The 24342-nt window shown below is 67.4% G+C and carries 12 protein-coding genes and 1 pseudogene; 5 read left to right on the top strand and 8 right to left on the bottom strand.

Features of this window, described 5'->3' with window-relative positions; genetic code table 11:
* Positions 1–46 precede the first annotated feature (46 nt).
* From meaB to mutA, 3 genes and pseudogenes are all read right to left on the bottom strand, one after another.
* Positions 47–1029, bottom strand: a pseudogene (meaB, locus tag OCQ_RS15520) (methylmalonyl Co-A mutase-associated GTPase MeaB).
* Between the two features lie 76 nt (positions 1030–1105).
* The gene (scpA, locus tag OCQ_RS15525) at positions 1106–3355 is read right to left on the bottom strand and encodes a methylmalonyl-CoA mutase (RefSeq protein WP_009953287.1); all 2250 of its coding nucleotides are present in this window, start codon (positions 3353–3355) and stop codon (positions 1106–1108) included.
* 6 nt (positions 3356–3361) lie between these two features.
* Positions 3362–5239: a methylmalonyl-CoA mutase small subunit gene (gene mutA / locus OCQ_RS15530; protein ID WP_041785061.1), complete on the bottom strand. Its 1878-nt coding sequence runs from the start codon at positions 5237–5239 to the stop codon at positions 3362–3364.
* A gap of 180 nt (positions 5240–5419) precedes the next feature.
* On the opposite strand from mutA, the gene OCQ_RS15535 reads away from it, so the two are divergent.
* Together OCQ_RS15535 and OCQ_RS15540 are read left to right on the top strand one after the other, a co-directional pair.
* Positions 5420–6187, top strand: a complete 768-nt coding sequence (locus OCQ_RS15535) for a TVP38/TMEM64 family protein (RefSeq protein ID WP_008257927.1) — start codon at positions 5420–5422, stop codon at positions 6185–6187.
* Positions 6188–6236: 49 nt separating this feature from the next.
* Positions 6237–7220 carry a chymotrypsin family serine protease gene (locus OCQ_RS15540; protein ID WP_041785063.1) on the top strand — a complete coding sequence of 328 codons (984 nt, stop codon included), beginning with the start codon at positions 6237–6239 and terminating at the stop codon, positions 7218–7220.
* A 48-nt stretch (positions 7221–7268) separates the two neighbouring features.
* Here OCQ_RS15540 and OCQ_RS15545 read toward each other — a convergent pair whose 3' ends face one another.
* Both OCQ_RS15545 and OCQ_RS26905 read right to left on the bottom strand, forming a co-directional pair.
* Positions 7269–8285 carry a fatty acid desaturase gene (locus OCQ_RS15545; RefSeq protein ID WP_014385182.1) on the bottom strand — a complete coding sequence of 339 codons (1017 nt, stop codon included), beginning with the start codon at positions 8283–8285 and terminating at the stop codon, positions 7269–7271.
* A gap of 587 nt (positions 8286–8872) precedes the next feature.
* A complete protein-coding gene (locus OCQ_RS26905) occupies positions 8873–9646 on the bottom strand; it encodes a hypothetical protein (protein ID WP_014385183.1) in 774 nt (257 codons plus the stop codon).
* Positions 9647–10210: 564 nt separating this feature from the next.
* On the opposite strand from OCQ_RS26905, the gene OCQ_RS15555 reads away from it, so the two are divergent.
* Positions 10211–20491 (top strand): non-ribosomal peptide synthetase, encoded by a 10281-nt coding sequence (locus OCQ_RS15555; RefSeq protein ID WP_014385184.1) that lies wholly within the window; start codon positions 10211–10213, stop codon positions 20489–20491.
* A 106-nt stretch (positions 20492–20597) separates the two neighbouring features.
* Here the strand turns inward: OCQ_RS15555 and OCQ_RS15560 are convergent, their stop codons facing one another.
* A complete protein-coding gene (locus OCQ_RS15560) occupies positions 20598–22079 on the bottom strand; it encodes a HAMP domain-containing sensor histidine kinase (RefSeq protein WP_014385185.1) in 1482 nt (493 codons plus the stop codon).
* The gene (locus OCQ_RS15565; RefSeq protein WP_014385186.1) at positions 22076–22807 is read right to left on the bottom strand and encodes a response regulator transcription factor; all 732 of its coding nucleotides are present in this window, start codon (positions 22805–22807) and stop codon (positions 22076–22078) included. The genes OCQ_RS15560 and OCQ_RS15565 overlap by 4 nt, the downstream gene beginning before the upstream one ends.
* Positions 22808–23062: 255 nt before the next feature.
* On the opposite strand from OCQ_RS15565, the gene OCQ_RS15570 reads away from it, so the two are divergent.
* Positions 23063–23479, top strand: coding sequence for a hypothetical protein (locus OCQ_RS15570; protein WP_014385187.1), 417 nt, complete (start codon positions 23063–23065; stop codon positions 23477–23479).
* Positions 23480–23486: 7 nt separating this feature from the next.
* A complete protein-coding gene (locus OCQ_RS15575) occupies positions 23487–23981 on the top strand; it encodes a nitroreductase family deazaflavin-dependent oxidoreductase (RefSeq protein WP_041785066.1) in 495 nt (164 codons plus the stop codon).
* Here OCQ_RS15575 and OCQ_RS15580 read toward each other — a convergent pair.
* Positions 23978–24334 carry a DoxX family protein gene (locus tag OCQ_RS15580; RefSeq protein WP_014385189.1) on the bottom strand — a complete coding sequence of 119 codons (357 nt, stop codon included), beginning with the start codon at positions 24332–24334 and terminating at the stop codon, positions 23978–23980. The genes OCQ_RS15575 and OCQ_RS15580 overlap by 4 nt on opposite strands.
* Between the last annotated feature and the right edge of the window lie 8 nt (positions 24335–24342).

A 24342-nucleotide genomic window follows, 5' to 3' on the forward strand; every position in this document is an offset into this window, starting at 1 on the left:
ATTTACTTGGATTACACACCGGGCAGGAGCGAAACCCCCCGATTATTTACCTATCCGTTAGCCAGACGCGGCCGTCAAAATTTGCTGGGCGGCCAGGGCCGGAGTTAGCTCCCCCGCCTTGACCTTCCGCTCGACGTCGGCCCGGATCTTGCGCACCGCCGGGTTGGAGGCCAGCCGGTCCAGCACCGTGTCGCGCACCATCTGCCAGGTCCAGTCGACCAGCTGGCCGCGGCGGCGCGCCTCGAACTCCCCCGCCTCGCTGAGCACCTGACGATGGCGTTCGACGGTCTCCCACAGTTCGTCGAGGCCGGTCCCCTCCGCAGCGCTCATCGTGAGAACGGGCGGGCGCCAAAGGGTTTCGCGCGGATATATCAGCCTGATCGCCCCGGACAGCTCGCGGGCCGCCGACCGCGCCTCGGGCAGGTGATTCCCGTCGGCCTTGTTCACCACCACGATGTCGGCCAGCTCCAGCACGCCCTTTTTGATGCCTTGCAGCTGGTCGCCCCCGCGTGCCAGGGTCAGCAACACGAAGGTGTCGACCATGTTGGCCACGGCCACCTCGGACTGCCCGACGCCGACAGTCTCGATCAGGACCACGTCGAACCCGGCGGCCTCCAGCAGCACCGATGTTTCGCGGGTGGCCTTGGCCACCCCGCCGAGGGTGCCCGACGTGGGCGACGGCCGAATGTATGCATCCGGGTGCATCGCCAGGCGCGCCATCCGTGTTTTGTCACCGAGGATCGAGCCGCCGGTGCGCGTCGACGACGGGTCGACGGCCAACACCGCGACGCGATGGCCCAGTTCGATCAGGTGCATGCCGAGGGCCTCGATGGTGGTGGACTTGCCCACCCCGGGAATCCCGGTGATCCCCACCCGGTGCGCCTTGCCCGAGTCCGGCGTCAGCTCCAACAGCAGCCGCTGCGCCTTCTCCTGATGGTCCTTGCGGGTGGACTCCAGCAGGGTGATGGCGCGCGGCAACGCCGCGCGGTCACCGCTGCGGACCGCCTTGGCCAGCTGCTCTGGGTTCATTTCCACACCGCGAGACCGCAACTGGCGACGCATTTCCCGAGTAACCCTGTCGGTAGTTGCCGTCTCGCGCGCATCATTAGAGGTCGTAACCCAGCCGCTCGGCGAGCTTGTGCAGCAAGCCGATTGCGGCGTCGGCGATCACCGTGCCGGGCGGGAAGATGGCGGCGGCCCCGGCCTCGTACAGCTCGTCGAAATCGCCGGGCGGGATGACGCCGCCCACCACCACCATGATGTCGGGGCGCCCCACCTCTTTGAGCGCGTCGCGCAGCGCCGGCACCAGCGTCAGGTGACCGGCGGCCAGCGAGGACACCCCTACCACGTGCACGTCGTTGTCGGCGGCCTGGCGGGCCACCTCCTCGGGCGTGGAGAACAGCGATCCGACGTCGACGTCGAAGCCGATGTCGGCGAACGCCGTCGCGATCACCTTCTGGCCCCGGTCGTGGCCGTCCTGCCCCATCTTGGCCACCAGGATCCTGGGGCGGCGGCCGTCGGCCTCGGCGAACTTCTCGACCAGTTCGGTTGCGCTGGCCATGTTTCCGGCCTTTCCAGCTTCGTCGCGGTAGACGCCGGCGATGGTACGGATCTCCGCCTGGTGACGGCCATAGACCTTCTCCAGCGCGTCGGAGATCTCGCCGACGGTGGCCTTGGCGCGGGCCGCGTCGATGGCCAGCGCCAACAGGTTGTTGCCCAGCCCGTCCTCACCCGCACGACCGTGCGCGGCCGCGGCGCGTGACAACTCGGCGAGCGCGGCGTCGACGGCCTGCTGGTCGCGGCTTTCCCGCAGCTCCTTGAGCTTGGCCAGCTGCTCGGCGCGCACCCGGCTGTTCTCGACCTTGAGGACCTCGACCTCCTGGTCCTCCTCGACCTGGTACTTGTTGATCCCGATCACCGGCTGGATCCCGGAGTCGATGCGGGCCTGCGTGCGCGCGGCCGCCTCCTCGATGCGCAGCTTGGGGATCCCGTCGCTGATGGCCTGGGCCATGCCGCCGTGCTCGGCGACCTCGGCGATGTGGGCGCGGGCCTTCTGCGCGAGCTGATGGGTCAGCCATTCCACGTAATACGAGCCCGCCCACGGGTCGATGGGCCGCGTGGTGCCCGACTCCTGCTGCAGCACCAGCTGGGTGTTGCGGGCGATGCGGGCGGAGAAGTCGGTGGGCAACGCCAGCGCCTCGTCCAGCGCGTTGGTGTGCAGCGACTGGGTGTGCCCCTGGGTGGCGGCCATCGCCTCGATGCAGGTGCGGGCGACGTTGTTGAAGGCGTCCTGCGCGGTCAGCGACCAGCCCGAGGTCTGCGAATGTGTGCGCAGCGACAGCGATTTGGCGCTCTTCGGGTCGAACTGGGAGACCAGCTCGCTCCACAACAGCCGGCCCGCCCGCAGCTTGGCGACCTCCATGAAGAAGTTCATCCCGATGCCCCAGAAGAAGGACAACCGCGGCGCGAACTTGTCGATGTCCAGCTCGGCGTCCAGGCCGGCCTTGATGTAGTCCACCCCGTCGGCCAGGGTGTAGGCCAGCTCCAAATCCGCTGTGGCACCGGCCTCCTGGATGTGGTACCCGGAGATCGAGATGGAGTTGAACTTCGGCATCTTGGCGCTGGTGTAGGCGAAGATGTCGGAGATGATGCGCATCGACGGCTTGGGCGGATAGATGTAGGTGTTGCGCACCATGAACTCTTTGAGGATGTCGTTCTGGATGGTGCCGGCCAGCTTCTCCGGCGGGACACCCTGCTCCTCGGCGGCCACCACGTACAGCGCCAGGATCGGCAGCACCGCGCCGTTCATGGTCATCGACACCGACACCGTCGACAGGTCGATGCCGTCGAACAGCTGCCGCATGTCGAGGATGGAATCGATTGCCACACCGGCCATTCCGACGTCACCCTGCACGCGCGGGTGGTCGGAGTCGTAGCCGCGGTGGGTGGCCAGGTCGAACGCGACCGACAGGCCCTTCTGTCCGGCCGCCAGGTTGCGTCGGTAGAAGGCGTTGGATTCGGCGGCGGTGGAGAACCCGGCGTACTGCCGAATCGTCCACGGCTGGTTGACATACATCGTCGGGTACGGTCCGCGCACGAACGGCGGTTCGCCGGGGAAGCTGTGCAGCGGATAGCCGTCGGCCTCGACCGCGGCGCGGTCGGCGGCGATGTAGACCGGTTTGACGTCGATGTCTTCCGGCGTATGCCATTGCAGCTGATCGGGCGTGTACCAGTGCGCGGCCGCGGCCGCGGCGACGTGTTCTTCGACGGCGGCTTCGGTCGCCGGTTTTATGGTCCGTTCGCTGTGCAGCGGCACATCGGCGAAGCTGCCGACAGCAGGTGCAGTGGTCGTCATAACTGGCTACGCCCCCAGCCTCGTGAGCAGATCCGACAGTGCTTCGACCGCATTGATTTTCGCGGTCAGGAATTGGTCCGGTTGGTGCTCGGCGTCGGCCACGGCCTTTTCCGGTCCGGCCAGACAAACCCGGTCGATGCCGGCGGCGCGCGCCGCCTGCACGACGCCGGACGCCTCGTCCTGGTAGCGCTTGTCGGTGCCGCAGATGACCGCCACCGTCGGCGTCCCCGCCTCGGCCACGGCCGCCGCGACGCCGGCGGCGTCGACGGTTCCGGGGTTGACCGCCTCGATGCCCCCGGAGGCCAACAGGTTCGACGCGAAGGTTGCCCGAATGTTGTTCTCGGCCAACGGGCCCAGCGGCAGCAACAACGCCTGGGGGCGCGAGCCGGTGCGGGCCACGAAGGCGTCGGAGCGGTCGCGCAGCGCTTCGAACTCCGCGGCGTAACGCACCAGCTTCCCGGCGGCGAGCGGCGAATACGACGAGTCGCTTTGCGGCAGCGGCGGTTCGGTGAGGTTCGGGAACTCGTTGACACCCGTGATCGCCGTGCGGCGGTGCGCGATGTCGTCGCTGCGGCGGGCCGCGATCTCGCCGATCTGGGCGGCGATGAAATCGACGGCCTCGGTGAATCCGCCGTGCGCCTCGATGGCCTGGAAGTGCTGCCAGGCCTGTTCGGCCAGCCGGGCGGTGAGGTCCTCGACGAACCATGACCCGCCGGCCGGGTCCAGCACGCGACCCACGTGCGACTCCTCGAGCAGCAGCAGCTGGGTGTTGCGGGCGATTCGCCGCGCGAAACTGGTTGCGGTGTCCGGGAATCCGCCGTCGATCGCCACGTCGAAGGGGAACACCAGCAGCGAGTCGGCGCCGCCGACGCCGGCACCGAAGGCGGCCAGGGTGCAGCGCAGCATGTTCACCCAGGGGTCGCGCTGCGTCATCATCGGCAGCGACGTCTCGGCGTGGATGACGGCCGCACCGGCATCGGGATCGCCGACGACCTCGGCGACCCGCGCCCACAGGTTGCGCGCCGCGCGGAACTTGGCGATCGTCATGAACTGGTCGTCGTCGGCGGCGAACCGGAAGCTGATCTGGCGCAACGCCCGGCCGATCGGCATCCCCGCCTCGGTGAGCACCCGCAGGTAACTCACCGCGGCCGCGACGCCGGCGGCCAGCTCCCAGGTCGCGTTGGCGCCCAGATTGTGGAACGCGGGTCCGTCGACGGTGATCGCCCGCACGCCGGTGTGCTCGGCGGCCCGCTTGGCGACGGCGACCACGTCCTCGATCTTCGGGGCGGCACGCTCACTGAGCGCCGCGGTCAGCGGGTCGCCGCCGAGGTCGATCGACACGGTGGCGCGCTGGTCGGGTTCCACCCCGTCGGCCAGCGCCAGCGCCACGTCGCTGGCCGCCGCGTAGTCGGCGCCGGCTTCGAGGATCAGCGGCGCCATGCTCAGGTAGACGCCCTGCAGCGCGTCGGCCAGCTGGCCGGGCGCCACGCCCGACTCCCCGATCCGCAGCACCAGGGCGCTGGCCCCGTTGCCGAGCGCGTCGAGCACCGCGGAGTTGACGTCGGCCGCCGCGACGCCGGGCACCGGGGTGGCCGGGAACGCCTCGGCGACCCGCCAGCCGGTCTTGACGTCGCGCAGCGCGTCGCCGCCTCGCACGTAGGGCCACTCGCCCGGCAGCGGCGGTTCGGGAAGCTCGTCGAGCGCGGTGTAGAGCGCGCGGATCGCGATCCCGTCGTACGTCGGGGTCTCCAGCAGGCGCTCCGGCGCGTCCCCCAACTGCTCGGGGTCCTTCCGGGTGCTCTTGGCCAGCACTCCGGCGACCGCACTGCGCCAACGCCCGCGAACCTGTTCTAGGCCGGCGAGCTCGGGTACATCAATGGACACCGATTGCTCCCTTTTCCCAGCATTTGGGCTACAGCTTTGGGGATACCACTTAGCTATTGAGGCTAATTGATGGGAGCTCTCCGCTAAAAACCGCCAGGCGCCGCCACCCGACCGGGTTCTGGACGAAACGCCAGCCGCGGGCAACGCCCAATTCATCTGCGCCCCGTAACCTTGGATGCCGTGACGGGTTCCGCCACCAGCAAAATCACCGCGACGCTTCGCGATCTCGGCTGCGCCATCGGCGCGGCGGCGCGAAGTGTGTCTCGGTCGCGGATCGTCTGGACAGTGGTGGGCATCACAGCGCTGCTGGTGCTGGCGTCGTGGCTTCCGCTGCCCTCGCCGGTGCAGATGCGCGATTGGGCGCAGTCCCTCGGACCGTGGTTCCCGCTGGCGTTCTTGGTCGCCCACATCGTCGTGACGGTGGTGCCCATCCCGCGGACCGCGTTCACGCTGGCGGCCGGGTTGCTCTTCGGCCCGCTGCTGGGCGTCGCCATCGCGGTGGTCGCCAGCACGGCGAGCGCGATGATCGCCCTGCTGTTGGTGCGGGCGCTCGGGTGGCGGTTGAACCGCCTGGTGCGCCACCGATCGATCGACACGGTGGAAGAACGGCTGCGGCGGCGGGGCTGGCTGGCGATCGTGTCGCTGCGATTGATTCCGGCGGTGCCGTTCTCGGCGCTGAACTACGCCGCCGGCGCGTCGAGCGTGCGGGTGCTGCCGTACGGCCTGGCGACGCTGGCCGGCCTGCTGCCCGGCACCACCGCCGTCGTCGTCCTCGGCGACGCGCTGGCCGGTCACCCGAGCTCGCTGCTGTACCTGGTGTCGGCGATCACCAGCGCGCTGGGCCTGGCGGGCTTGATCATCGAGGTCCGCCACTTCCGCCGGCACCACCGCCGCGCACACCGTCGCGTCGACGACGAACCCTCCCCCGAGCCGGCCACCGTCGGCTGATCCACCAACTCTGTCGAGAGCGCCGCGCGAGGCGGCAAAGACCGATCTAATGGGGGGCGTGTACGCGCTGGAGTTCGCCAGCTGGGGGTCGCCTTATTCGCCGGCTCGTACCGTCGCGCTGCCGCTCAGTGCCCTGGTGTTGGCGGTGCTGGCCGTGTTGGGCTTTCTGCCCAGCCGGGACCAGCGCCGACGCACGCCGAAGAGCCGTTTCTCCGATGTGCCGCAGCGCGCCAAACTGCACACCACACTGCTCATCCTGGCGGCGGTGTGCAGCACCGCCGCCCTGGTGGCGGCCGTCTGCCTGTACCCCAGGGCCACCACCCCGGCGCGGCAGCCTCCCCTCCCGGCGCCGCCGACCCTGGCGCCGATCGATCTGCCGGCGGCCAGCGCCATCGGTCCGGGTGCCGGCATTTACGTCGAGTATGCCGACGGATCCGGTGGAATGGGTTGCACCGCAGGATTTTTGGTGCATACCGGGGGCGCCCGGGCCGGGATCCTCACCGCCGGTCACTGCAATCGTCCCGGTCAGCGGAGCAAGGTGACGATGAACCTGGGCGGGGTCCTTCCCTACACCACGCTGGGCACGTTCACCGAGACGATCAGCGAGGGGGTCCACGACGAACAGCACGACATCGGCCTGATCACGCTCGACGGTGACAACGTTCCCCGGTCCGCGGCGGTCGCCGCGTCGCTACCGGTCACCGGCGTCGCCACCAATCTTCAAGTCGGACAACAGTTGTGCAAGTTCGGCATGGGTTCGGGCGCGGACGCCTGCGGGCAGATCGTGGAGATCACCGCCAGCAAGGTCGTGTTCCTGGCGAGCGGCCAGTGCGGCGATTCGGGTGGGCCGGTGTACCACTACGAACGCGACGGCACCGTCAGCGCCGTCGGCATCCTCATCCGCGGCGGTGATCCTTACACGCCCAAGGCCGGGTGCGCCGCCCGCGCCAAATTCTCCGTCGCCGAGTTGGTGCGGCCGTGGCTGGACAAGTGGAACCTGACCGCGATCACCGCGCCGTCGTCCCCACGCTGAGCACTCTCGGTCCCGCCCTTCTTCAGGCCAGAGCTTCGCGCTGACTTCCTAACGTAGCGGCACGCGGTGCGAGAAGGACGATTTCGCGCCGCCGGGACAGGGGCCGGGCGGTCCGTTGCGCCGCCGGGATGATGAGGGCGGGGGTGCGCCAGCCGCGTCGAGGTGTGGTCGAACCGCTACCCACCGATCTCCGCGATCCGCTTCGACGATGCCGCTACTGACCCCCCGCCATCTGCGGTACTCCGAAGGCGTCATGTCCTGGCCCCACGCGGTGCTGATCGGCACGTTTCGGTCCAGATACTCCGATTCTGCGGCCCGCCATGCCTTTACGTACAGGTAGAAAGGAATCGCAGTATGGAGGTGATGAACTACGTGGTAGTTCTGATACATCAATAACAGACACAGAACACGCTCCCAGCCAACCCGAGCGCGGGTGACCTGGAATCGATTGGTCTTTATCGGAACAAGACCGTGATGAGGCAGCCAGTCAAACCACCACGCGAGGATGACCATGCCGATCCGCTGTGGGATGAAATAGATAAGCACCAGCTCTCGCCAGTAGCCGAGAATCAGGATGGTGGTTACGAAGGCAAGGGCCAGAGTGAGGTGTAGGGCAAAGCCCAAGGCTTCCTTACGGGGGCGCCGGCGCAGGCGCGCGAGGTAAAAGCGGCAATACCAGGCATCGATCGTCAACCAGCGCAACGGCAGCTGCCAACGCGGACCCGTGAGACTCCACGCGTCCGGATCCTCATGGATACCTTCGTTGGTGTTGCGATGGTGCGCCAGATGCGTATACGCGAGCATGGGGAAAGTTCCGAACAATGAGACGAACGGCATCGACAAGCGACCGAATACCTGGTTGATCCACTTTGGTCGGCCGACGGTGTGGTGAATCGCTTCGTGCAGCACCGAGAACATGGAAAACGTTACGAGACCCTGAACGACGATGGTGACCGCCAACCACCAACGACTCACTCCGCACAGAACCGCCGCCGTCGCCCCCAACCACGCAACGAGCGACCCAAGCCAGACCAGCACGGTCGGCACCGCAATGGTCGGCCGCACGAACCTGGGAGCTAGGGGGCCCCGCGGAATTGCGGCCACATCACCGGCGCCCCGTGACCTTAGCTCTGTGGCGGCAAGCATTTCGACCCCCGTCACCACGGCGCCCGACGAGGAATACGCCGCCGATGCACTGCATAGAAGACCATGTGGCACCACCTTGTTCCGACTTTGCTGGTCATATTTCTTCGGGCAATAAATTATTTGCCGATTTCGACATGCGGGTGAACACAATAAATGCGCGGGTATACGTAAGCCATTGCGCGCGGATCCACGCGGTTGAGCGTAAGTACATTCACGTCCTCCTTGCCGCGCAGAACCAATCGAGTCTTTCTTTGTCCATGGGGAGTGCGATGTCGCAGGATGTTCGGCCCGGATTAAACCGGGGCGTTCACCAGGACAAACGTTTGTGACCTAGTCGCTAAAAAGCAACGTTGTTACTGCCGGAAAGCGGCGTTCATGGTTGATTTCCAGATGTCGTCGCCTGGCGCTCCCCTCAGGTCGAAGTTGCTAAGCTTTCCTGCCCCGAAGTTGGTCACTTCAGATCGACGGGGCGTTCCCGCCTTTCGACAATCCGGGTGCACGGAAGCTCAAGCATTTTGCATTACCTCCGATATCGCGGGCTCGGGACTCCACGCATGCGCGCAGGTTTTTCCGCTTTTCAAAAGCACCGTGAGGTCTCCGGCCAAATCGGCTGTTACCGATCTGACGGAGGAAAGTCGAACATGATTCATGAGATCCGCCAGAGCGTTCAACTTATAGTGCGATTCCAGCTGCGGACTCATCGCGCCAGGACGTATCGCGATTGGTATTGATTCGCGATATTTCATGCCCAGCACGAACGCGGTCTTGGAATCGGCGCTCACCATGAACGGTTCATCGCCCTTGTCGAGATTCCTGAGCATAAGAAGTGGAATATCGCTCACCCAAAGAGGCTCGACAGGCTTATCGCGATCCGTATGGGTGCCGAGTGGATTTTTCGGATGAGTCCAGGCAATCGTCAGGCCAGCGGCTATAAGCTCGAGCCTCATTTTCTGTCGCCACACTTCGCCTTGGGCAGCGACCGCTTGCCGGAAATTATCGACATTCTGATACGCCACCCCGACAACCAAATAACGATCAGAATGTCTAGCGTGAAATTCACGCATCTCCGCGATAGCCCGGAAAAATTCCTCCTCATCCAGGAGAAAATCGCTCGTATCGTAGTAGAATTGGCGCTTTCCGAGCATCGTCTCGGTGAATGGACAATGAGCTTTTCGACCGTCACCACGGACAAGAAAATCAAGATATTGTTGTATTACCGGCACGCAGTCGTCCGTGTGATGGCTGAGTTCAGTGAAGACATAATCCGATCGTCGGTTCATTGACGCCCCTCCCCATGGCGAAACTCAACACCCACGTCCTACCGGTGCCTGCGCTCACGTTGATCGCCCGAGATCAGGTGCGTCGCCGGCGGTAAATCCCCCGAATCGAAACGGAGTGTAACCGTGGTCCGCCCCGCACGTTCGCAAAATCGCCGATACGCGGCGGCACTGTTATCTCCCGGCACGGTTGGCGACCGTCACACCGATCCGGGCCCGAATCCGGCCAGCTGATCGTTCACGTCGCGCCGAACGCATCCTGTGCGATCGCCCAGTCGTGACGCCGTCAGGAACCTCCTGCGGAACCGGTCCGCGCCTCGGTTTCGATCCCAATCCGCTTGCCCCTCAACCGGATTCACATGTCCCAGCGGCGGCTTCGCCGGTGGTCCAGCTGGAGGGCGGATGGCCGCTACGGGAGCCGACGCGCGGCGTTTCAGCAGTCGCATCGAGAAGAATTGGCCCGACATTCGGCCGAAATCTCTGCGCGACGAGCAGACGACGGGCAGGATTTTGACCAGTAACCACTCGAGGTAAGCGGGGCGAGTGGGTGGAGCTCTGGGGGAGTCGATGGGGCGTGATGGCCTGGCGTTACCGCTGACACGCGGACAACTGGACATCTGGCTCTCGCAGGAATCGGGCTATGCCGGCACGGATTGGCAGCTCGGCCTGTTGATAAAGATCGAAGGCTCGATACGCCGGGATGTCCTCGAGCGGGCGATCCGCCAAGCGGTATCGGAAGCCGAGCCGCTCCGGGTTTCATTCTTCGAGATCGACGGGCAGGTGCTCCAACGGCCGATCGATTGCCCGCACGTCGAGGTCGAGTTTCACGACCTGACCGGCTCGCTCGATCCCCTGCAGGACGTCCGTCGGAGTGCTTCCTCCATCCAGCGCACGCCGATGGCGTTGAACGGCCAGCTATTCAGATTCGTCCTGTTCCAGACGCAGGCCGAGGAGTTTTACTTGTTCGGCTGCTGCCACCACATCGTTTTGGACGGGTTGGGCATGGCGCTGGTGTCCCGTCGGGTTGCCACCATCTATTCGGCAATGGTGGCTGGATCGCCCGTTCCCGACGCCTATTTCGGCTCGGCGCAGGATTTGATTGACCTCGAGTCGGGATACGAAGCATCCACCGACTATCTGGAAGACGAGGCGTACTGGCGCAAGAACCTTCCGCCGGAGGGCGGACACGACTATCAGCTCCCCCAGACCGACGCCAGCGGGGACCCGTGTTCGCCTTCGGCCTCAGTCCAATTGGACGCGACCGCCGTCGCCCGGATGCAAGCGTTGGCAAAGAAGCTGCGCATCCGTCGCTATTCGGTCATCACCGCGGCGTCCGCACTCGTGGTGCATGCATGGTCGGGAAGCGGTTCGGAGGTGGCACTGGATTTCCCGGTCAGCCGGCGCGTACGTCCCGAGTCGAAGACGCTCCCAGGGATGCTCGCCGGAGTTGTGCCGCTGGTCCTGCAGACGTCACCGCAGACAACGGTCGCCGATTTTTGTCAGCACGTTGACGTCCAGATACGACAATTGCTGAAGCATCAACGGTTTCCGGTGCACCAGCTCGACGGTGAAGTCGGCTCCCGCAGCCTCAGAGAGCCATCGAACCGGGTAGGTGTCAATTTCATCCCATCTCGATTGACCCTGGAGCTCGGAGGCGCTCCGGCAACCGCGACGTACACCAACAACGGCCCGGCCGGGCACTTCGGCCTGTTCTTCATCGGGGCCGCCGATCAGCTGTTTCTCAGCACGGCGGGGGTCGGACAACCCTTTGCGAGCTTTGGCGTTCCCTATCTGGCGGCACGCCTGCAGCAGGTGCTGATGGAAATGACCGCCGATCCACAACGGCCGATCTCCTCGATCGAAATCCTCGATGCGGAAGAGAACGACCGGCTCGATAGGTGGTCGCATCGCGCGGCGTCAGCCCGGCCGGTAACCGCGTCGGCGTCGATTCCGGCGGTGTTCGCCGAGCACGCCGAGCGCACCCCCGAGGCAATAGCGGTGACGTTCGACGGCCGCGCCATGACGTATCGGGGGCTCGATGAGGCCGCGAACCGGTTGGCCCATCTTCTGGCCGGCCGTGGGGTTGGCCCAGGGCAGTGTGTAGCGCTGCTTTTCCCCCGGAGCGCGGAGGCGATCGTGGCGATGCTGGCCGTGCTCAAGACCGGGGCGGCGTATCTGCCGATCGACCCGGCGCATGCGTCGGCGCGGATGGAGTTCGTGCTTGCCGATGCCGCACCGACCGCCGTGATCACCACGGCCGAACTGCGCTCACGGCTGGACAAATCCGACCTGCCGGTCATCGATGTCCACGATCCCTCCATCGAGGCCCAACCCGGCACCCCACTTCCGTATCCCGCCCCCGAAAATGTCGCCTACATCATCTACACCTCCGGTACCACCGGAACACCCAAGGGCGTAGCCATCACGCACCACAACGTCACGTGGCTGATCGAGGCGCTCGACGAACTCCTGCCGCCGGGCGGGGTGTGGGCGCAGTGCTACTCCTCGGCCTTCGACCTATCGGTGTGGGATATCTGGGGTGCGCTGCTGCGGGGTAGGCGGCTGCTGGTGGTGCCGGAGGCAGTCGCCGGGTCCCCGGAAGATCTCCACGCATTGCTGGTCGCGGAACACGTCAGCGTCCTGACTCAGATTCCGTCGTCGGTGGCGATGCTGTCACCGGAAGGGCTGGAGTCGACGGCGTTGGTGGTGGGCGGTGAGGCCTGCCCGACCGACGTCGTGGATCGTTGGGCGACACCCGGGCGGGTGATGATCAATGCCTACGGCCCGACCGAGGCGACAGTGTGTGCATCGATGAGTACGCCGCTGACGCCGGGACCGGGCCTGGTGCCGATCGGGTCGCCGATACCCGGGGCGGCAATGTTCGTGCTCGACAAGTGGTTGCAGCCGGTGCCGGCCGGGGTGGTCGGTGAGCTGTACCTGGCCGGTCGTGGCGTGGGCGTCGGGTATGTGCGGCGTGCTGGTTTGACCGCGTCGCGCTTTGTGGCGTGCCCGTTCGGGGCCCCCGGAACACGGATGTATCGCACCGGCGACCTGGTCTCCTGGGGCGCGGACGGGCAGCTGCGACACCTGGGCCGCGCCGACGAGCAGGTCAAGATCCGCGGGTACCGGATCGAAGTCGGTGAAATCCAGGTAGCCCTGGCTGCTCTCGACGGGGTGGACCAGGCGGCGGTCATCGCCCGCGAGGACCGCCCGGGCAACAGGCAGCTGGTGGGTTACATCACCGGCACCGCCGACCCGGCCGAGATCCGCGCGGCACTGGCTGATCGGCTCCCCGCCTACATGGTCCCCGCCGCAGTGGTCGTGTTGCCGGCAATCCCATTGACGGCCAACGGCAAACTCGACAAGCGTGCCTTGCCCGCACCCGAATTCACCGCCGGTGAGTACCGGGCCCCGGCCGGCGCGGTCGAACAAATCCTGGCCGAGATCTACGCCCAAGTCCTCGGGATGCGGCGGGTAGGGGTCGATGACTCGTTCTTCGACCTCGGCGGCGACAGCATCCTGTCGATGCAGGTCGTGGCCCGCGCGCGCGCAGCCGGGGTGATGTGCCGCCCGCGTGACGTTTTCGTCGAACAGACGGTGGCGCGACTGGCGCGGGTCGCGACGGTGTCCAGTGCCGAAGGCGGCGTCGTCGACGAGGGAATCGGCCCGGTGGTGGCCACTCCGATCATGCGCTGCCTGCGCGACGTCGAGGGCCCGATCGACGAGTTCAACCAGACCATGGTGGTCGCCGCCCCGGCGGGTGTGACGGCAGCCGACGTGGCGGTTGTCCTTCAGGCGCTACTCGATCGGCATGCGATGTTGCGGCTGCGCATCGACGATGACGGCGCCGGCGACTGGTCGCTGGAGGCACCCGAAGCTGGGTCGGTGGACGCGCGCGGATGCCTGCATACCGTCGATGTGTTGTCGAATGAGGCGCTGGCACAGGCCCGCTCGCGGTTGAACCCTGGGGCGGGAGTGATGGTCAGCGCGGTGTGGGCGACGTCCACCGGCGAGCTGGCATTGATCATTCATCACCTGGCCGTGGACGGGGTGTCGTGGCGAATCCTGTTGGAGGACCTCAACATCGCCTGGGCACAGCATCACGGTGGCCGGCCCGTGGCGTTGCCCGCCGGCGGGACATCGTTTGCGCGGTGGTCGGCGCTGCTTGCCGACCATGCGCGCCGCGCCGAGGTAGTGGCGCAGGCCGAGGCGTGGCGACAGGTGGCAGCAATACCGGCCGCGTTGCCGACGGTGCAACCCGAGGCGGACACCTACGAGTCCGCGGGCCAGCTGTCGGCGTCGCTGGATGTCGAGACAACCCGCCTGCTGCTGGGTGAGGTGCCCGCGGCGTTCCACGCCGGGGTCGGCGATATCTTGCTGATCGCTTTCGGCCTGGCGTTCGCGGAGTTTCTCGGCGCCGGCGCGGCTGTGCCGATCGGTATCGACGTCGAGGGTCACGGGCGCCACGAGGAGCTGGCTCCCTGTGTGGACCTGTCTCGCACGGTGGGCTGGTTCACCACCAAATATCCGGTCGCGGTGACGGTCGGTGGCCTGTCGTGGGCACAGGTGGTCACCGGTGGGGCCGCACTCGGCGCACTGATCAAGGACGCCAAGGAACAGCTGCGCGCCCTGCCCGATCCGCTGACCTATGGTCTGCTGCGCTACCTGAACCCAGAGGTTGATCTCGGTGGGTCTGACCCGACGATCGGGTTCAACTACCTGGGCCGTCTCGGTGCGGGTGCCGACCTGCCCGGCGATTTGTGGCGGATCAACGTGGACAGCCTGTCGTTTGCGGGCATGGCTGCGGCGGTGCCCCTGCCGTTGGCGCACACGGTGGAGCTCAATGCCGGCACCATCGACACCGACGCCGGGCCGCAGCTGCAGGCGAACTGGACGTGGGCGCGCTCGGCGCTGAACGACGAGCAGGTCGGCCGCCTGAGCCAGTTGTGGTTTGAGGCTCTGGCCGGTATCGGCGCGCACGTCAAAGCCGGCGGCGGCGGGCTTACCCCATCCGATATCGCTCCCGCCCGACTCAGCCAACAGCAGATCGACCAACTCTGCTCGCAGGGCGACGTCGTGGACGTGCTGCCGCTGACCCCGGTGCAGCAGGGTCTGCTGTTCCACACCAGCTTCGTGCCGGGTCTGGACGACCTGTACACCGTGCAGCTCGGTATCACGGTCCACGGCCCCCTCGATGCGCACCGCCTGCGCGAGGCCGTGCAGGCGGTGGTCAACCGCCATCCCAACCTATTGGCCCGGTTCCGCGAAGACTTCGGCGAGCCGGTACAGGTCATCCCGGCGAAGCCGGTGATCGGGTGGCAGGACGTCGAGTTGGACCCCGCGGGCGCGGACACCGATCAGCAGGTGGAACGCCTGTGTGCTGCTGAGCGCGCCGCGGTCTGCGGCCTGGCTGACAAGCCGACGTTCCGTGCGGCGTTGATCCGCGTCGCAGAAGACCAATACCGGTTGGTGCTCACCATTCACCACATCGTGGCGGATGGCTGGTCACTGCCGATCCTGATGCGGGAGATGTTCGGCAGCTACTACGGCGAGCGACTGCCCGCGGCCCCGTCGTACCGCAGCTTTGTCAGCTGGCTGGATCGGCAGGATCGCAGTGCCGCACAGGCCGTTTGGCGCGACGTGATGGCGGGCTTCGACGCGCCGACATTGGTGGGCACGCCTGGCCAGGTAGGCGGCCACGACGTCGCGTCCTTCCGGATGTCCGCCGAGACCACGGCGTCCCTGACCGAGTTGGCCCGCTTGTGCCACACCACCGTGAGCACCGTGCTGCAGGGCGCGTGGGCGCAGCTGCTGATGTGGCTGACCGGTCAGCATGATGTGGCGTTCGGCACCGCGGTCTCCGGTAGGCCGACCGAGCTGAGCGGCTCGGAATCCATTGTGGGGCTGATGATCAACACGGTGCCGGTGCGGGCCAACGCCACCACCCGGACCACAGTGGCCGATCTGTTGGAGCAGCTGCAGCGCGTCCACAACGAAACCCTCGAGCACGAGTATCTGGCTCTCCCCGAGATCCACCGCGCCACCGGCCACGATCAGCTGTTCGACACGCTGTTCCTGTACGAGAACTATCCGATCGACGCCAGTGCCCTGTTGGGCGCCGACGAGCTGGCCGTTACCGCGTTCGACAGCCGCGAATTCAACCACTATCCGCTTTCGGTGGTGGCGACGCCGGGCCACGAACTCAGTGTTCGCGTCGAATTCGACACGGACGCATTTGACCGTGCGGCCATCGACACGCTGATCGACCGGTTGCGGCGCGCGCTGGTGGCAATGATCGCCGATCCCGCCCGGCGGTTGTCGTCGATCGATCTGCTCGACCGCTGCGAGCACGACCGCCTCAACGAGTGGGGCAATCGGGCGGTGCTGGCCGAGCCGGAGACGTCCGCGGTCTCGATCCCCGAATTGTTCGCCGCTCAGGCGACCGTCCGCGACCCGGAGGCGGTGGCGATCAGCTATGGGGATCGGTCATGGACTTACCGCGAGGTGGAGGCGTCCGCTAATCGGTTGGCGCACTTGCTGATTTCTCAGGGTGCGGGCCCGGGTACGCGTGTGGCCCTGTTGCTTCCGCGTACGCCTGAGGCGGTGGTGGCAATGCTGGCGGTGCTCAAAACCGGTGCCGCGTATGTGCCGATCGATCCGACGGTGCCCGCGGCGCGGATCGAGTTCGTGTTGGGCGACTCTGCGCCTATCGCGGTGGTCACCAACGCGGACATGCGGTCACGACTGGAGGGATCGGGCCTGCCGCTCATCGACATCAGCGACCCTGCGGTGACGGCCCAACCCGAGACACCGTTGGCGCCGCCGGCCGCGGACGACATCGCCTACATCATTTACACCTCCGGCACGACTGGGGCGCCCAAAGGTGTTGCAGTGCCTCATCACAACGTCACCCGGTTGCTGGATTCGCTGGACGCTCAGTTGACGTTGGGACAGGTGTGGACGCAGTGTCATTCGTTGGCGTTTGACTTCTCGGTGTGGGAGATCTTCGGTTCGCTGTTGCATGGCGGGCGGTTGGTGATGGTGCCCGATTCGGTGGTGCGTTCGCCAGAAGAACTGCACGCCTTGCTGGTTCGTGAACAGGTCAATGTGTTGAGCCAGACGCCGTCGGCGTTTTACGCGCTGCAGACCGCTGACGGGCTCGCGTCGAGGTTGGGGCAGCAGCTGAAATTGCAGTCCGTGGTGTTCGGCGGCGAGGCGCTCGAACCCCAGCGTCTGCAGACGTGGCTGAACCACCACCCCGGACTGCCGCGTCTGATCAATATGTATGGCATCACCGAGACGACCGTGCACGCCTCGTTCCGCGAGATCGTCGACGGCGACGTCGACAGCAATGCCAGCCCCATCGGCGTGCCGTTGACCCACCTTGCCTTCTTCGTACTCGACGGGTGGATGCGTCAGGTCCCCGCCGGGGTGGTCGGCGAGCTGTACGTGGCCGGTGCCGGGTTGGCCGCGGGGTATGTGGGCAGGCCGGGATTGAGCTCGACGCGGTTTGTGGCGTGCCCGTTCGGGGAGCCGGGGGCCCGCATGTATCGCACCGGGGATTTGGTGTCGTGGGGCGCCGACGGACAGCTGCGTTACGTCGGCCGCGCTGACGAGCAGGTCAAGATCCGCGGGTATCGCATCGAGCTCGGTGAGATCCGGGCGGCCCTCGCCGATTTGGACGGGGTCGATCATGTGGCGGTGATCGCACGCGAGGACCGCCCCGGCGACAAGCGGCTGGTGGGCTACATCACCGGGGCCGCCGACCCGGCCGAGATCCGTACGCAGTTGGGTGAACGGTTGCCGGCCTACATGGTGCCGACCGCGATCGTCGTGCTCGAGGCGCTGCCCTTGACGGTCAACGGCAAGCTCGATGTCGGCGCCCTGCCGGCACCCGAATACTCCGATGTCGACCGTTACCGGGCTCCATCGAGCGCGGTCGAGGAAATCCTGGCCGGCATCTATGCCCAGGTACTGGGTGTGCAGCGGGTCGGTGTCGATGATTCGTTCTTCGATCTGGGCGGCGACAGCATCCTGTCGATGCAGGTCGTGGCCCGCGCCCGCGCGGCCGGCGTAATGTGCCGTCCGCGTGACGTTTTCGTCGAACAGACCGCGGCGCGCCTCGCACAGGTCGCCACGGTGGTCGCCGACGGCGAGGGCGGCGTGGTCGACGAGGGCACCGGGCCGGTGGTGGCTACCCCGATCATGCGCTGGCTGCACAGCGTCGAGGGTCCGGTCGAGCAGTTCAACCAGACGATGGTGTTGCAAGCTCCTGCCGGTGTCGCACAGGGCGACGCGATGGTGGTGCTGCAGGCGTTGCTTGACCGGCATGCCGCGTTGCGGCTGCGCGTCGACGACGACGGCGCCGGCGGCTGGTCGTTGTGGGTGCCCGAAGCCGGGACGGTAGATGCCGGCGGCTGCGCGGACACCGTCGACGCGCTGTCGGCCGAGGCGTTGGTGGCGGCCCGGTCACGCCTGCACCCGGGGACCGGGGCATTGCTGCGCGCGGTGTGGGCCGAGTCGACCAACCAGTTGGCGTTGATCATTCACCACCTGGCCGTCGATGGCGTGTCGTGGCGAATCCTGTTGGAAGACATCAACATTGCATGGGCCCAGCATCGCAGTGGCCAGCCGGTGGCGCTGCCGGCAACCGGGACGTCGTTTGCGCGGTGGTCGTCGTTGTTGGCCGAGTACGCGCAGACCGCGGAGGTGATGGCCCAGGCCGAGGCGTGGCGTCAGGTGGCGGCGATCCCGGCCGTGCTGCCGCCGGTACAGGCGGAGGACACCTACGTCAGCGCCGGCCAATTGTCGGTGTCCCTGGATGTCGAGACGACCCGCCTGCTGCTCGGTGCGGTCCCGGCGGCGTTTCATGCCGGGGTGCAGGACATCCTGCTGATCGCGTTCGGGCTGGCGTGGACCCAATTCTTGAGCGTCAGCGCCCCGATCGGCATCAATGTGGAGGGCCACGGCCGCCAGGAGGAGCTGGCCCCGCATATCGACTTGTCGCGCACGGTGGGCTGGTTCACCACCAAGTACCCGGTGGCGCTGAACTTCGGGGGCCCGGCCGGCGGCCTGTCCTGGGGACAGGTGATAGCGGGTGAGGATGCACTGGGCACTGCGATCAAGGACGCCAAGGAACAGCTGCGCGCCCTGCCCGATCCGCTGACCTACGGGCTGCTGCGCTACCTCACCCCCGAGGTCGATCTGGGTGGGTCCGACCCCGTGATCGGCTTCAACTACCTAGGTCGTCTGGGGGGTGCGGCCGAGCTCTCCAGTGAGCTATGGCGGCTCAGCGAGAACAGTTTCTCGCTGGGCGGCGCCGCGGGCGCCGTGGAGATGCCGCTGGCGCATACCGTGGAGCTCAATGCCGGCACGATGGACACCGAGGCCGGCCCGCAGCTGCAGGCCAACTGGACCTGGGCGCGTTCGGCGTTGCACGACAAGCAGATCAGCCGGCTCGCCGAGCTGTGGTTCGACGCGCTGGCCGGCATCTGCGCGCACGTGCGCGGTGGTGGGGGCGGCTTGACCCCGTCCGACATCGCGCCGGCCCGTCTCGCCCAGCGCGACATCGACAGGCTGGCGCAGCAGTACCGGATCGGCGATGTGTTGCCGCTAACGCCGCTGCAGCAGGGCCTGCTGTACTACGCCGGCAGCGGGCGCGGCGGTGACGACTTGTATGCGGTGCAGCTCGATATCACCGTGAGTGGTGCCCTTGATCCGCAACGCTTGCGCGAGGCGGTGCACGCCGTCGTCACCCGCCACCCGAACCTGGTGGCCGGTTTCTGCGAAGACTTCGGCGAACCGGTGCAGGTCATGCCCGCCGATCCGGCGCTGGCCTGGCAGTACGTCGAGCTCAGCTCGGCAGACGCCGATCTCGAGGAACAGGTACAGCAGCTGTGCACCGCCGAACGCGTCGCGGTCTGCGATCTGGCGGGCCGGCCGCCGTTCCGGGCTGCCTTGATCCGCACCGCAGACGATCTGTATAGGTTCGTGCTCACCAACCACCACATCGTGCTCGACGGTTGGTCGAAGCCGATCCTGCTGCAGGAAATCTTCGCCAGCTATTACGGTGTGCGGTTGCCCGCCGCCCCGTCGTATCGCAGCTTTGTCACCTGGCTGTCCGAACAAGACCGAGGCGCGGCTCAGACGGCATGGCGTGAGGTCCTCGACGGGTTCGGCGCTCCCAGCCTGGTGGGACCCCCGGGGGGCCTAGCGCTCGGTCTGCGCGGTGCGGAGTCGTTCCGAGTGTCCGCGGAGACCACGAAGGCGTTGGGCGAGCTGGCGCGCTCGTACCACACCACGGTCAGCACCGTCCTGCAGGCCGCGTGGGCGCTGCTGCTGACGTGGCTGACCGGACAGGACGACGTGGTGTTCGGCACCGCGGTGTCCGGGCGGCCGACCGACCTGGCCGGCGCGGAATCGATGGTCGGTCTGTTGATCAACACGGTCCCGGTCCGGGCGACCATCGGCGCGGAGACGACCACCGCCGACCTGCTTGAGCAGCTGCAGATCGCCTACACCAAGACGCTTGACCACCAGCACCTGGCTCTGAGTGAGATACACCGCATAACGGGACACGACCAGTTGTTCGACACGATGTTCGTGTACGAGAACTATCCGATCGACACCGCCGCGCTGTCGGCCGTCGACGAGTTGAAGATAACTGGCTTTACGAACCGCGAATACAATCACTACCCGCTTTCGGTGCAAGTCGCGCCGGGCCACGAACTGGGTCTCCGCGTCGAATTCGATACCGACGTGTTCACGGCGGACAGAATCGAAAAGCTGGTCGAACGGTTCAAGCGCGTGCTGGTAGCCATGACCGCAGACGTGACGGAGCAATCATGACCGTCCGTACGGGACAGCCGGCCGCCAAACAGCTTGGGCCAGAAGCGAATCCAGCGCAGATGCCGCTGCTCGACCCTGGCCTCGTTCCGCGCCCGGTCCGACTCAGCTATCCCGATCGCCGGGCGTTGATCGGCAGGACGAGCCGGAACTGAGCGCCGCCCTCGTGGGGCAGGCACTCCAGGTCGCCGCCGTGGGCGCGGGCCAGCGCCCGGGCGATCGCCAGTCCCAGCCCGGCGCCGCCGTGGTCGCGGGCGCGCCCGGTGTCCAGGCGCACCAGCCGCTCGAAGACGCGATCCCGCTCCTGCTCCGGGATGCCCGGCCCGGTGTCGGTCACGGTGACCTCCGCGACGTCGTCGCCGGCGCGCAGGTCGACGGTGATGGCGCCGCCGGCCGGGGTGTACCGGCGAGCGTTGTCGAGCAGGTTGGACACGATCTGCGACAACCGGGTCGGGTCGGCCTGTAGCGTCAGCGACGGTAATCCGGTGCGGCGCACCGTGATCTGCGGTGCCAGCATGGCGGCTCGGTCGACTTCGCCATCGAGCACGGCGGCCACGTCGACGTCATCGCGCTCGAGCGCCAGCCCGGCGTCGATGCGGCTCAGGTCCAGCATGTCGGACACGAGCCGTCCGGCCCGGCGCGCATCGGAGAACAGCAGCGCCGCCCGGCGATATTGGCTTCCGTCGTGGTGTTCGGAGGCGCTGTTGGCGAGTTGCTCGGCGGCGACCTGGATGCCGGCGATCGGGGTGCGCAGCTCGTGGGCGGCGTCGACGAGGAATCGCCGGGCTGCCGTCTCCGCGCGCTGTGCGGTGTCGGCGGCGCGCCGGGCGCGGCGCTCGGACGTTTCCAAGGCGTCCAGCATGCCGTCGAAAGCGCTTGCGGCGCGGCCGAGTTCGGTGTCGGTGCGCTCGGGATGCAGGCGGCAGCCGCGGTCCCCGGTGGTGATGGCGTTGGCCAGCGCCGTGAGCCGATCCAGCGGCCGCAGCGCCGCCCGGCTAACCGCGATCAGCAACAGCGCCGCGATCAGCAAGGTCACCAGGCCCGCCGCGATCAGCAGCCCACGCAGCTGGCGAGTGACCTGCGTCGTCTGCGTGGTGTCGGCGACCAGGATCACCCGGGAGCCGTCGGGCAACGGATGCACCACGGCCGTCGCGGTGGCATCCGGCGGAGGGCCGGGCCTTGGCGGTCGCGGCGGCGGTGGCGGCGGAAACGCATAGGGCGCAGGCGGATACGGCGGTGGCGGAGGTGGCGGAACGGGCGGCGGTGGCGGCTGCACCGGTCCGGCGGTCAGGTCGGGGCTGATCCCGCGGTCTCCGTAGGCGGCGCCGTCGGCGGTGACGACGAGCCCGCGAATCCCGCCGCCGTTGAGTTCGGCCGCGATCCGATCGGGCGAGGTGTGCGCGGCGCTGAGCGCGTCGGCGCGCGATGTCTCGGCGAGCAGCCGGTCGTGCAGATTGTGGCGGGTGAGGACGCCCATCGTGACGTCGATGGTCACCCCGAGCACCATTAGCAGGACGGCCAGCAGCGCCAACACCACCAGCGTCACGCGCCGTTGCAGCGACGGAGTCGGCGTCGTCGATGCGCCCGTCATGGCCGCTCGGGTTGCAGCCGGTAGCCGATGCCGCGAACGGTGTGCAGGATCCGGGGGCCGTGGGCCTCGAGCTTGCGCCGCAATCCGCTGACGTGCACCTGCACCAGGTTGGGGTCGTACGCGTCGTAGCCCCACACCCCGTTCAGGATCTGGGCGGCGGAGACGATCCGGCCCCGCTGCTCCACGAGGAAGGCCAGCACGCGCAGCTCGGTGGCGGTCAGGTCGAGCCGGTGGCCGTCGCGCGCGGCGACCCCGGCGCCGAGGTCCAGCGCAACTTCGCCCACCTGAACCACCTGCGGCAGCCGTCCGCGCCGGCGCAACACCGCGCCGACCCGCGACACCAGCTCGGCCAACTCGAACGGCTTGATGACGTAGTCGTCGGCTCCGCCGTCGAGGCCGCGCAACCGGTCCGGCAGCCCGTCGCGAGCGGTGATCAAGACGATTCCGATGTCGCCCCATTCGCGGATGACATCGATGAGCGCGAACCCGTCGCGGCCCGGCAGCATCACGTCGAGCACCACGAGATCGGGCCGCATGCCGTCGAGCACCTCTTCCAGCCCGTCGCCGTCGCAGCGGGCGTCGGTGTGATAGCCGACATCGGCGAGCGCCTCGCTGACCATCTCCCGGATGGTCTCTGAGTCTTCGACGACCAGCACCCGCGGTGTGCCCACGCTGAAGTGACCGCCGCGACCCGCGGCCGTGCGGACGCAATCAGTCATGACCACCATTGTCGGCGCCGGTGCTGAAACGAACCTGAAGACGCCGGTCTCTCCCGCCACGGCAGCCTCGTTGGTCACAAGAGGTCGGCGATGTGTTCGGTGCCCACCTCCGAGCGACAATCTCGCTGCCGGCGCGGCGTCGCGGCCGTTGTCGCTCGGAGGTGGGCACAACACTGCTTCCTTCCGCTCGTGACGGCAGTGGCGGATGGGACTCGGCGCAGTTTCTTCAGATCCACTTCAGATCCGGCTCCTACCGTCCGTGACATGACCACGAACGACGACATCGACACCAATCCGCCGAGCAATCCGCCGCCCGCCCACCGTCCGCCCGAGCGACGCCGTCACCCCACCGGTGTGGTGATCGCCGCCGGGGTGGCGGGAGCGCTGGTGGGCGCGGTCGGCACCGTCGCGGCCATCGCCTTCGCCTGGATCGTCAGCGTCGGTCCGCCCGGCCCGCCGCCACCACCCGGGCCCCCGCCGATGCTGTTCCATGCGCCCCCGCCGCCGATGGCCGGTCCGGGAGGGTTCGGATTTGCGCCGCCGCCCAGCCCGCCCAGCCCGCCCGGCCCGCCCGGCCCGCCGGGCCCGCTGGAACCGCCGCATGGCGCCTGGCCGGGACCGCCGCACGAGGGTGTCCCGACGCCGCCCCCGCCGCCACCGTCCCCCGCGCCGCGCCCCTGAGTGCAGGATGGGGAGCGTGCCACGAGATCAATCGTCTCCGCTCCCCGCCAAGCTCGCCGCACGGCTGCTGCGGTCGCGCCACCTGATGCGCGCACCGATCTGGATCTACAAGGCCCGTGCGGGCGCGCTGTTCGGTTCGCGCATCCTGTTGCTCGAACACATCGGCCGTAAATCCGGAGCGCCGCGCCACGCGGTGCTGGAGGTCATCGACCACCCGTCCCCCGACACCTACGTCGTGGCCTCCGGATTTGGCCGAAAAGCCCAGTGGTTCCGCAACATTGCGGCCAACCCTCAAGTACGCGTCTACGCCGGCAGCCACGCGCCCAGGCCCGCCGCCGCGCGCGTCCTCGACCAACACGAGGCCGACCGCACGCTGGCCGACTATCGAACCCGCCACCCCAAAACGTGGGAGCGGATGCGCCCGGTGCTCGAGGACACGCTCGGCGAGCCGATCACCGACACGGATACCCCGCTGCCGCTGGTCGAGTTGAAGCTGGACTAACCCCGATCCGGGCCCTTGACCGTCATCGCGGCGAACAGGGCCAAAAACAGCGCGGCCGGAAGGCCGTTGACGACCTTGTCGCGCACCCGGACGTGCGCGCCGACCGCCACCACGAAGTACAGCGTCAGCATCGCCGTCGTCACCCTCGCCAGGACGGGGAAACGGGTGACCGACAGCAGGCCGATCGCGGCGGTCGCCTTCACCACCGGCAACACGGGCCGCACGTTCTCCGGCAGGCCCACGTCATCCAGCACCTTCTTGATCGGGGCCACCTGGACGCCGCACAGTACCGCGTCGACGGCGTGGAAGGCGCCAAGCGCCGCATAAGTCTTGGGGGAGGTCAACGCACTCATCCCGCAAT

Source organism: Mycobacterium paraintracellulare, from assembly GCF_000276825.1.
Taxonomy (GTDB): domain Bacteria; phylum Actinomycetota; class Actinomycetes; order Mycobacteriales; family Mycobacteriaceae; genus Mycobacterium; species Mycobacterium intracellulare.

Excerpts from the sequence above, each read along its gene's own strand:
- OCQ_RS26905 (WP_014385183.1), bottom strand. The coding sequence starts at position 9,646 with ATGAACCGACGATCGGATTATGTCTTCACTGAACTCAGCCATCACACG.
- OCQ_RS15575 (WP_041785066.1), top strand. The coding sequence starts at position 23,487 with ATGGGGAGCGTGCCACGAGATCAATCGTCTCCGCTCCCCGCCAAGCTC.
- OCQ_RS15555 (WP_014385184.1), top strand. The coding sequence starts at position 10,211 with ATGGGGCGTGATGGCCTGGCGTTACCGCTGACACGCGGACAACTGGAC.
- OCQ_RS15560 (WP_014385185.1), bottom strand. The coding sequence starts at position 22,079 with ATGACGGGCGCATCGACGACGCCGACTCCGTCGCTGCAACGGCGCGTG.
- OCQ_RS15570 (WP_014385187.1), top strand. The coding sequence starts at position 23,063 with ATGACCACGAACGACGACATCGACACCAATCCGCCGAGCAATCCGCCG.
- OCQ_RS15565 (WP_014385186.1), bottom strand. The coding sequence starts at position 22,807 with ATGGTGGTCATGACTGATTGCGTCCGCACGGCCGCGGGTCGCGGCGGT.
- scpA (WP_009953287.1), bottom strand. The coding sequence starts at position 3,355 with ATGACGACCACTGCACCTGCTGTCGGCAGCTTCGCCGATGTGCCGCTG.
- OCQ_RS15580 (WP_014385189.1), bottom strand. The coding sequence starts at position 24,334 with ATGAGTGCGTTGACCTCCCCCAAGACTTATGCGGCGCTTGGCGCCTTC.
- OCQ_RS15540 (WP_041785063.1), top strand. The coding sequence starts at position 6,237 with ATGGGGGGCGTGTACGCGCTGGAGTTCGCCAGCTGGGGGTCGCCTTAT.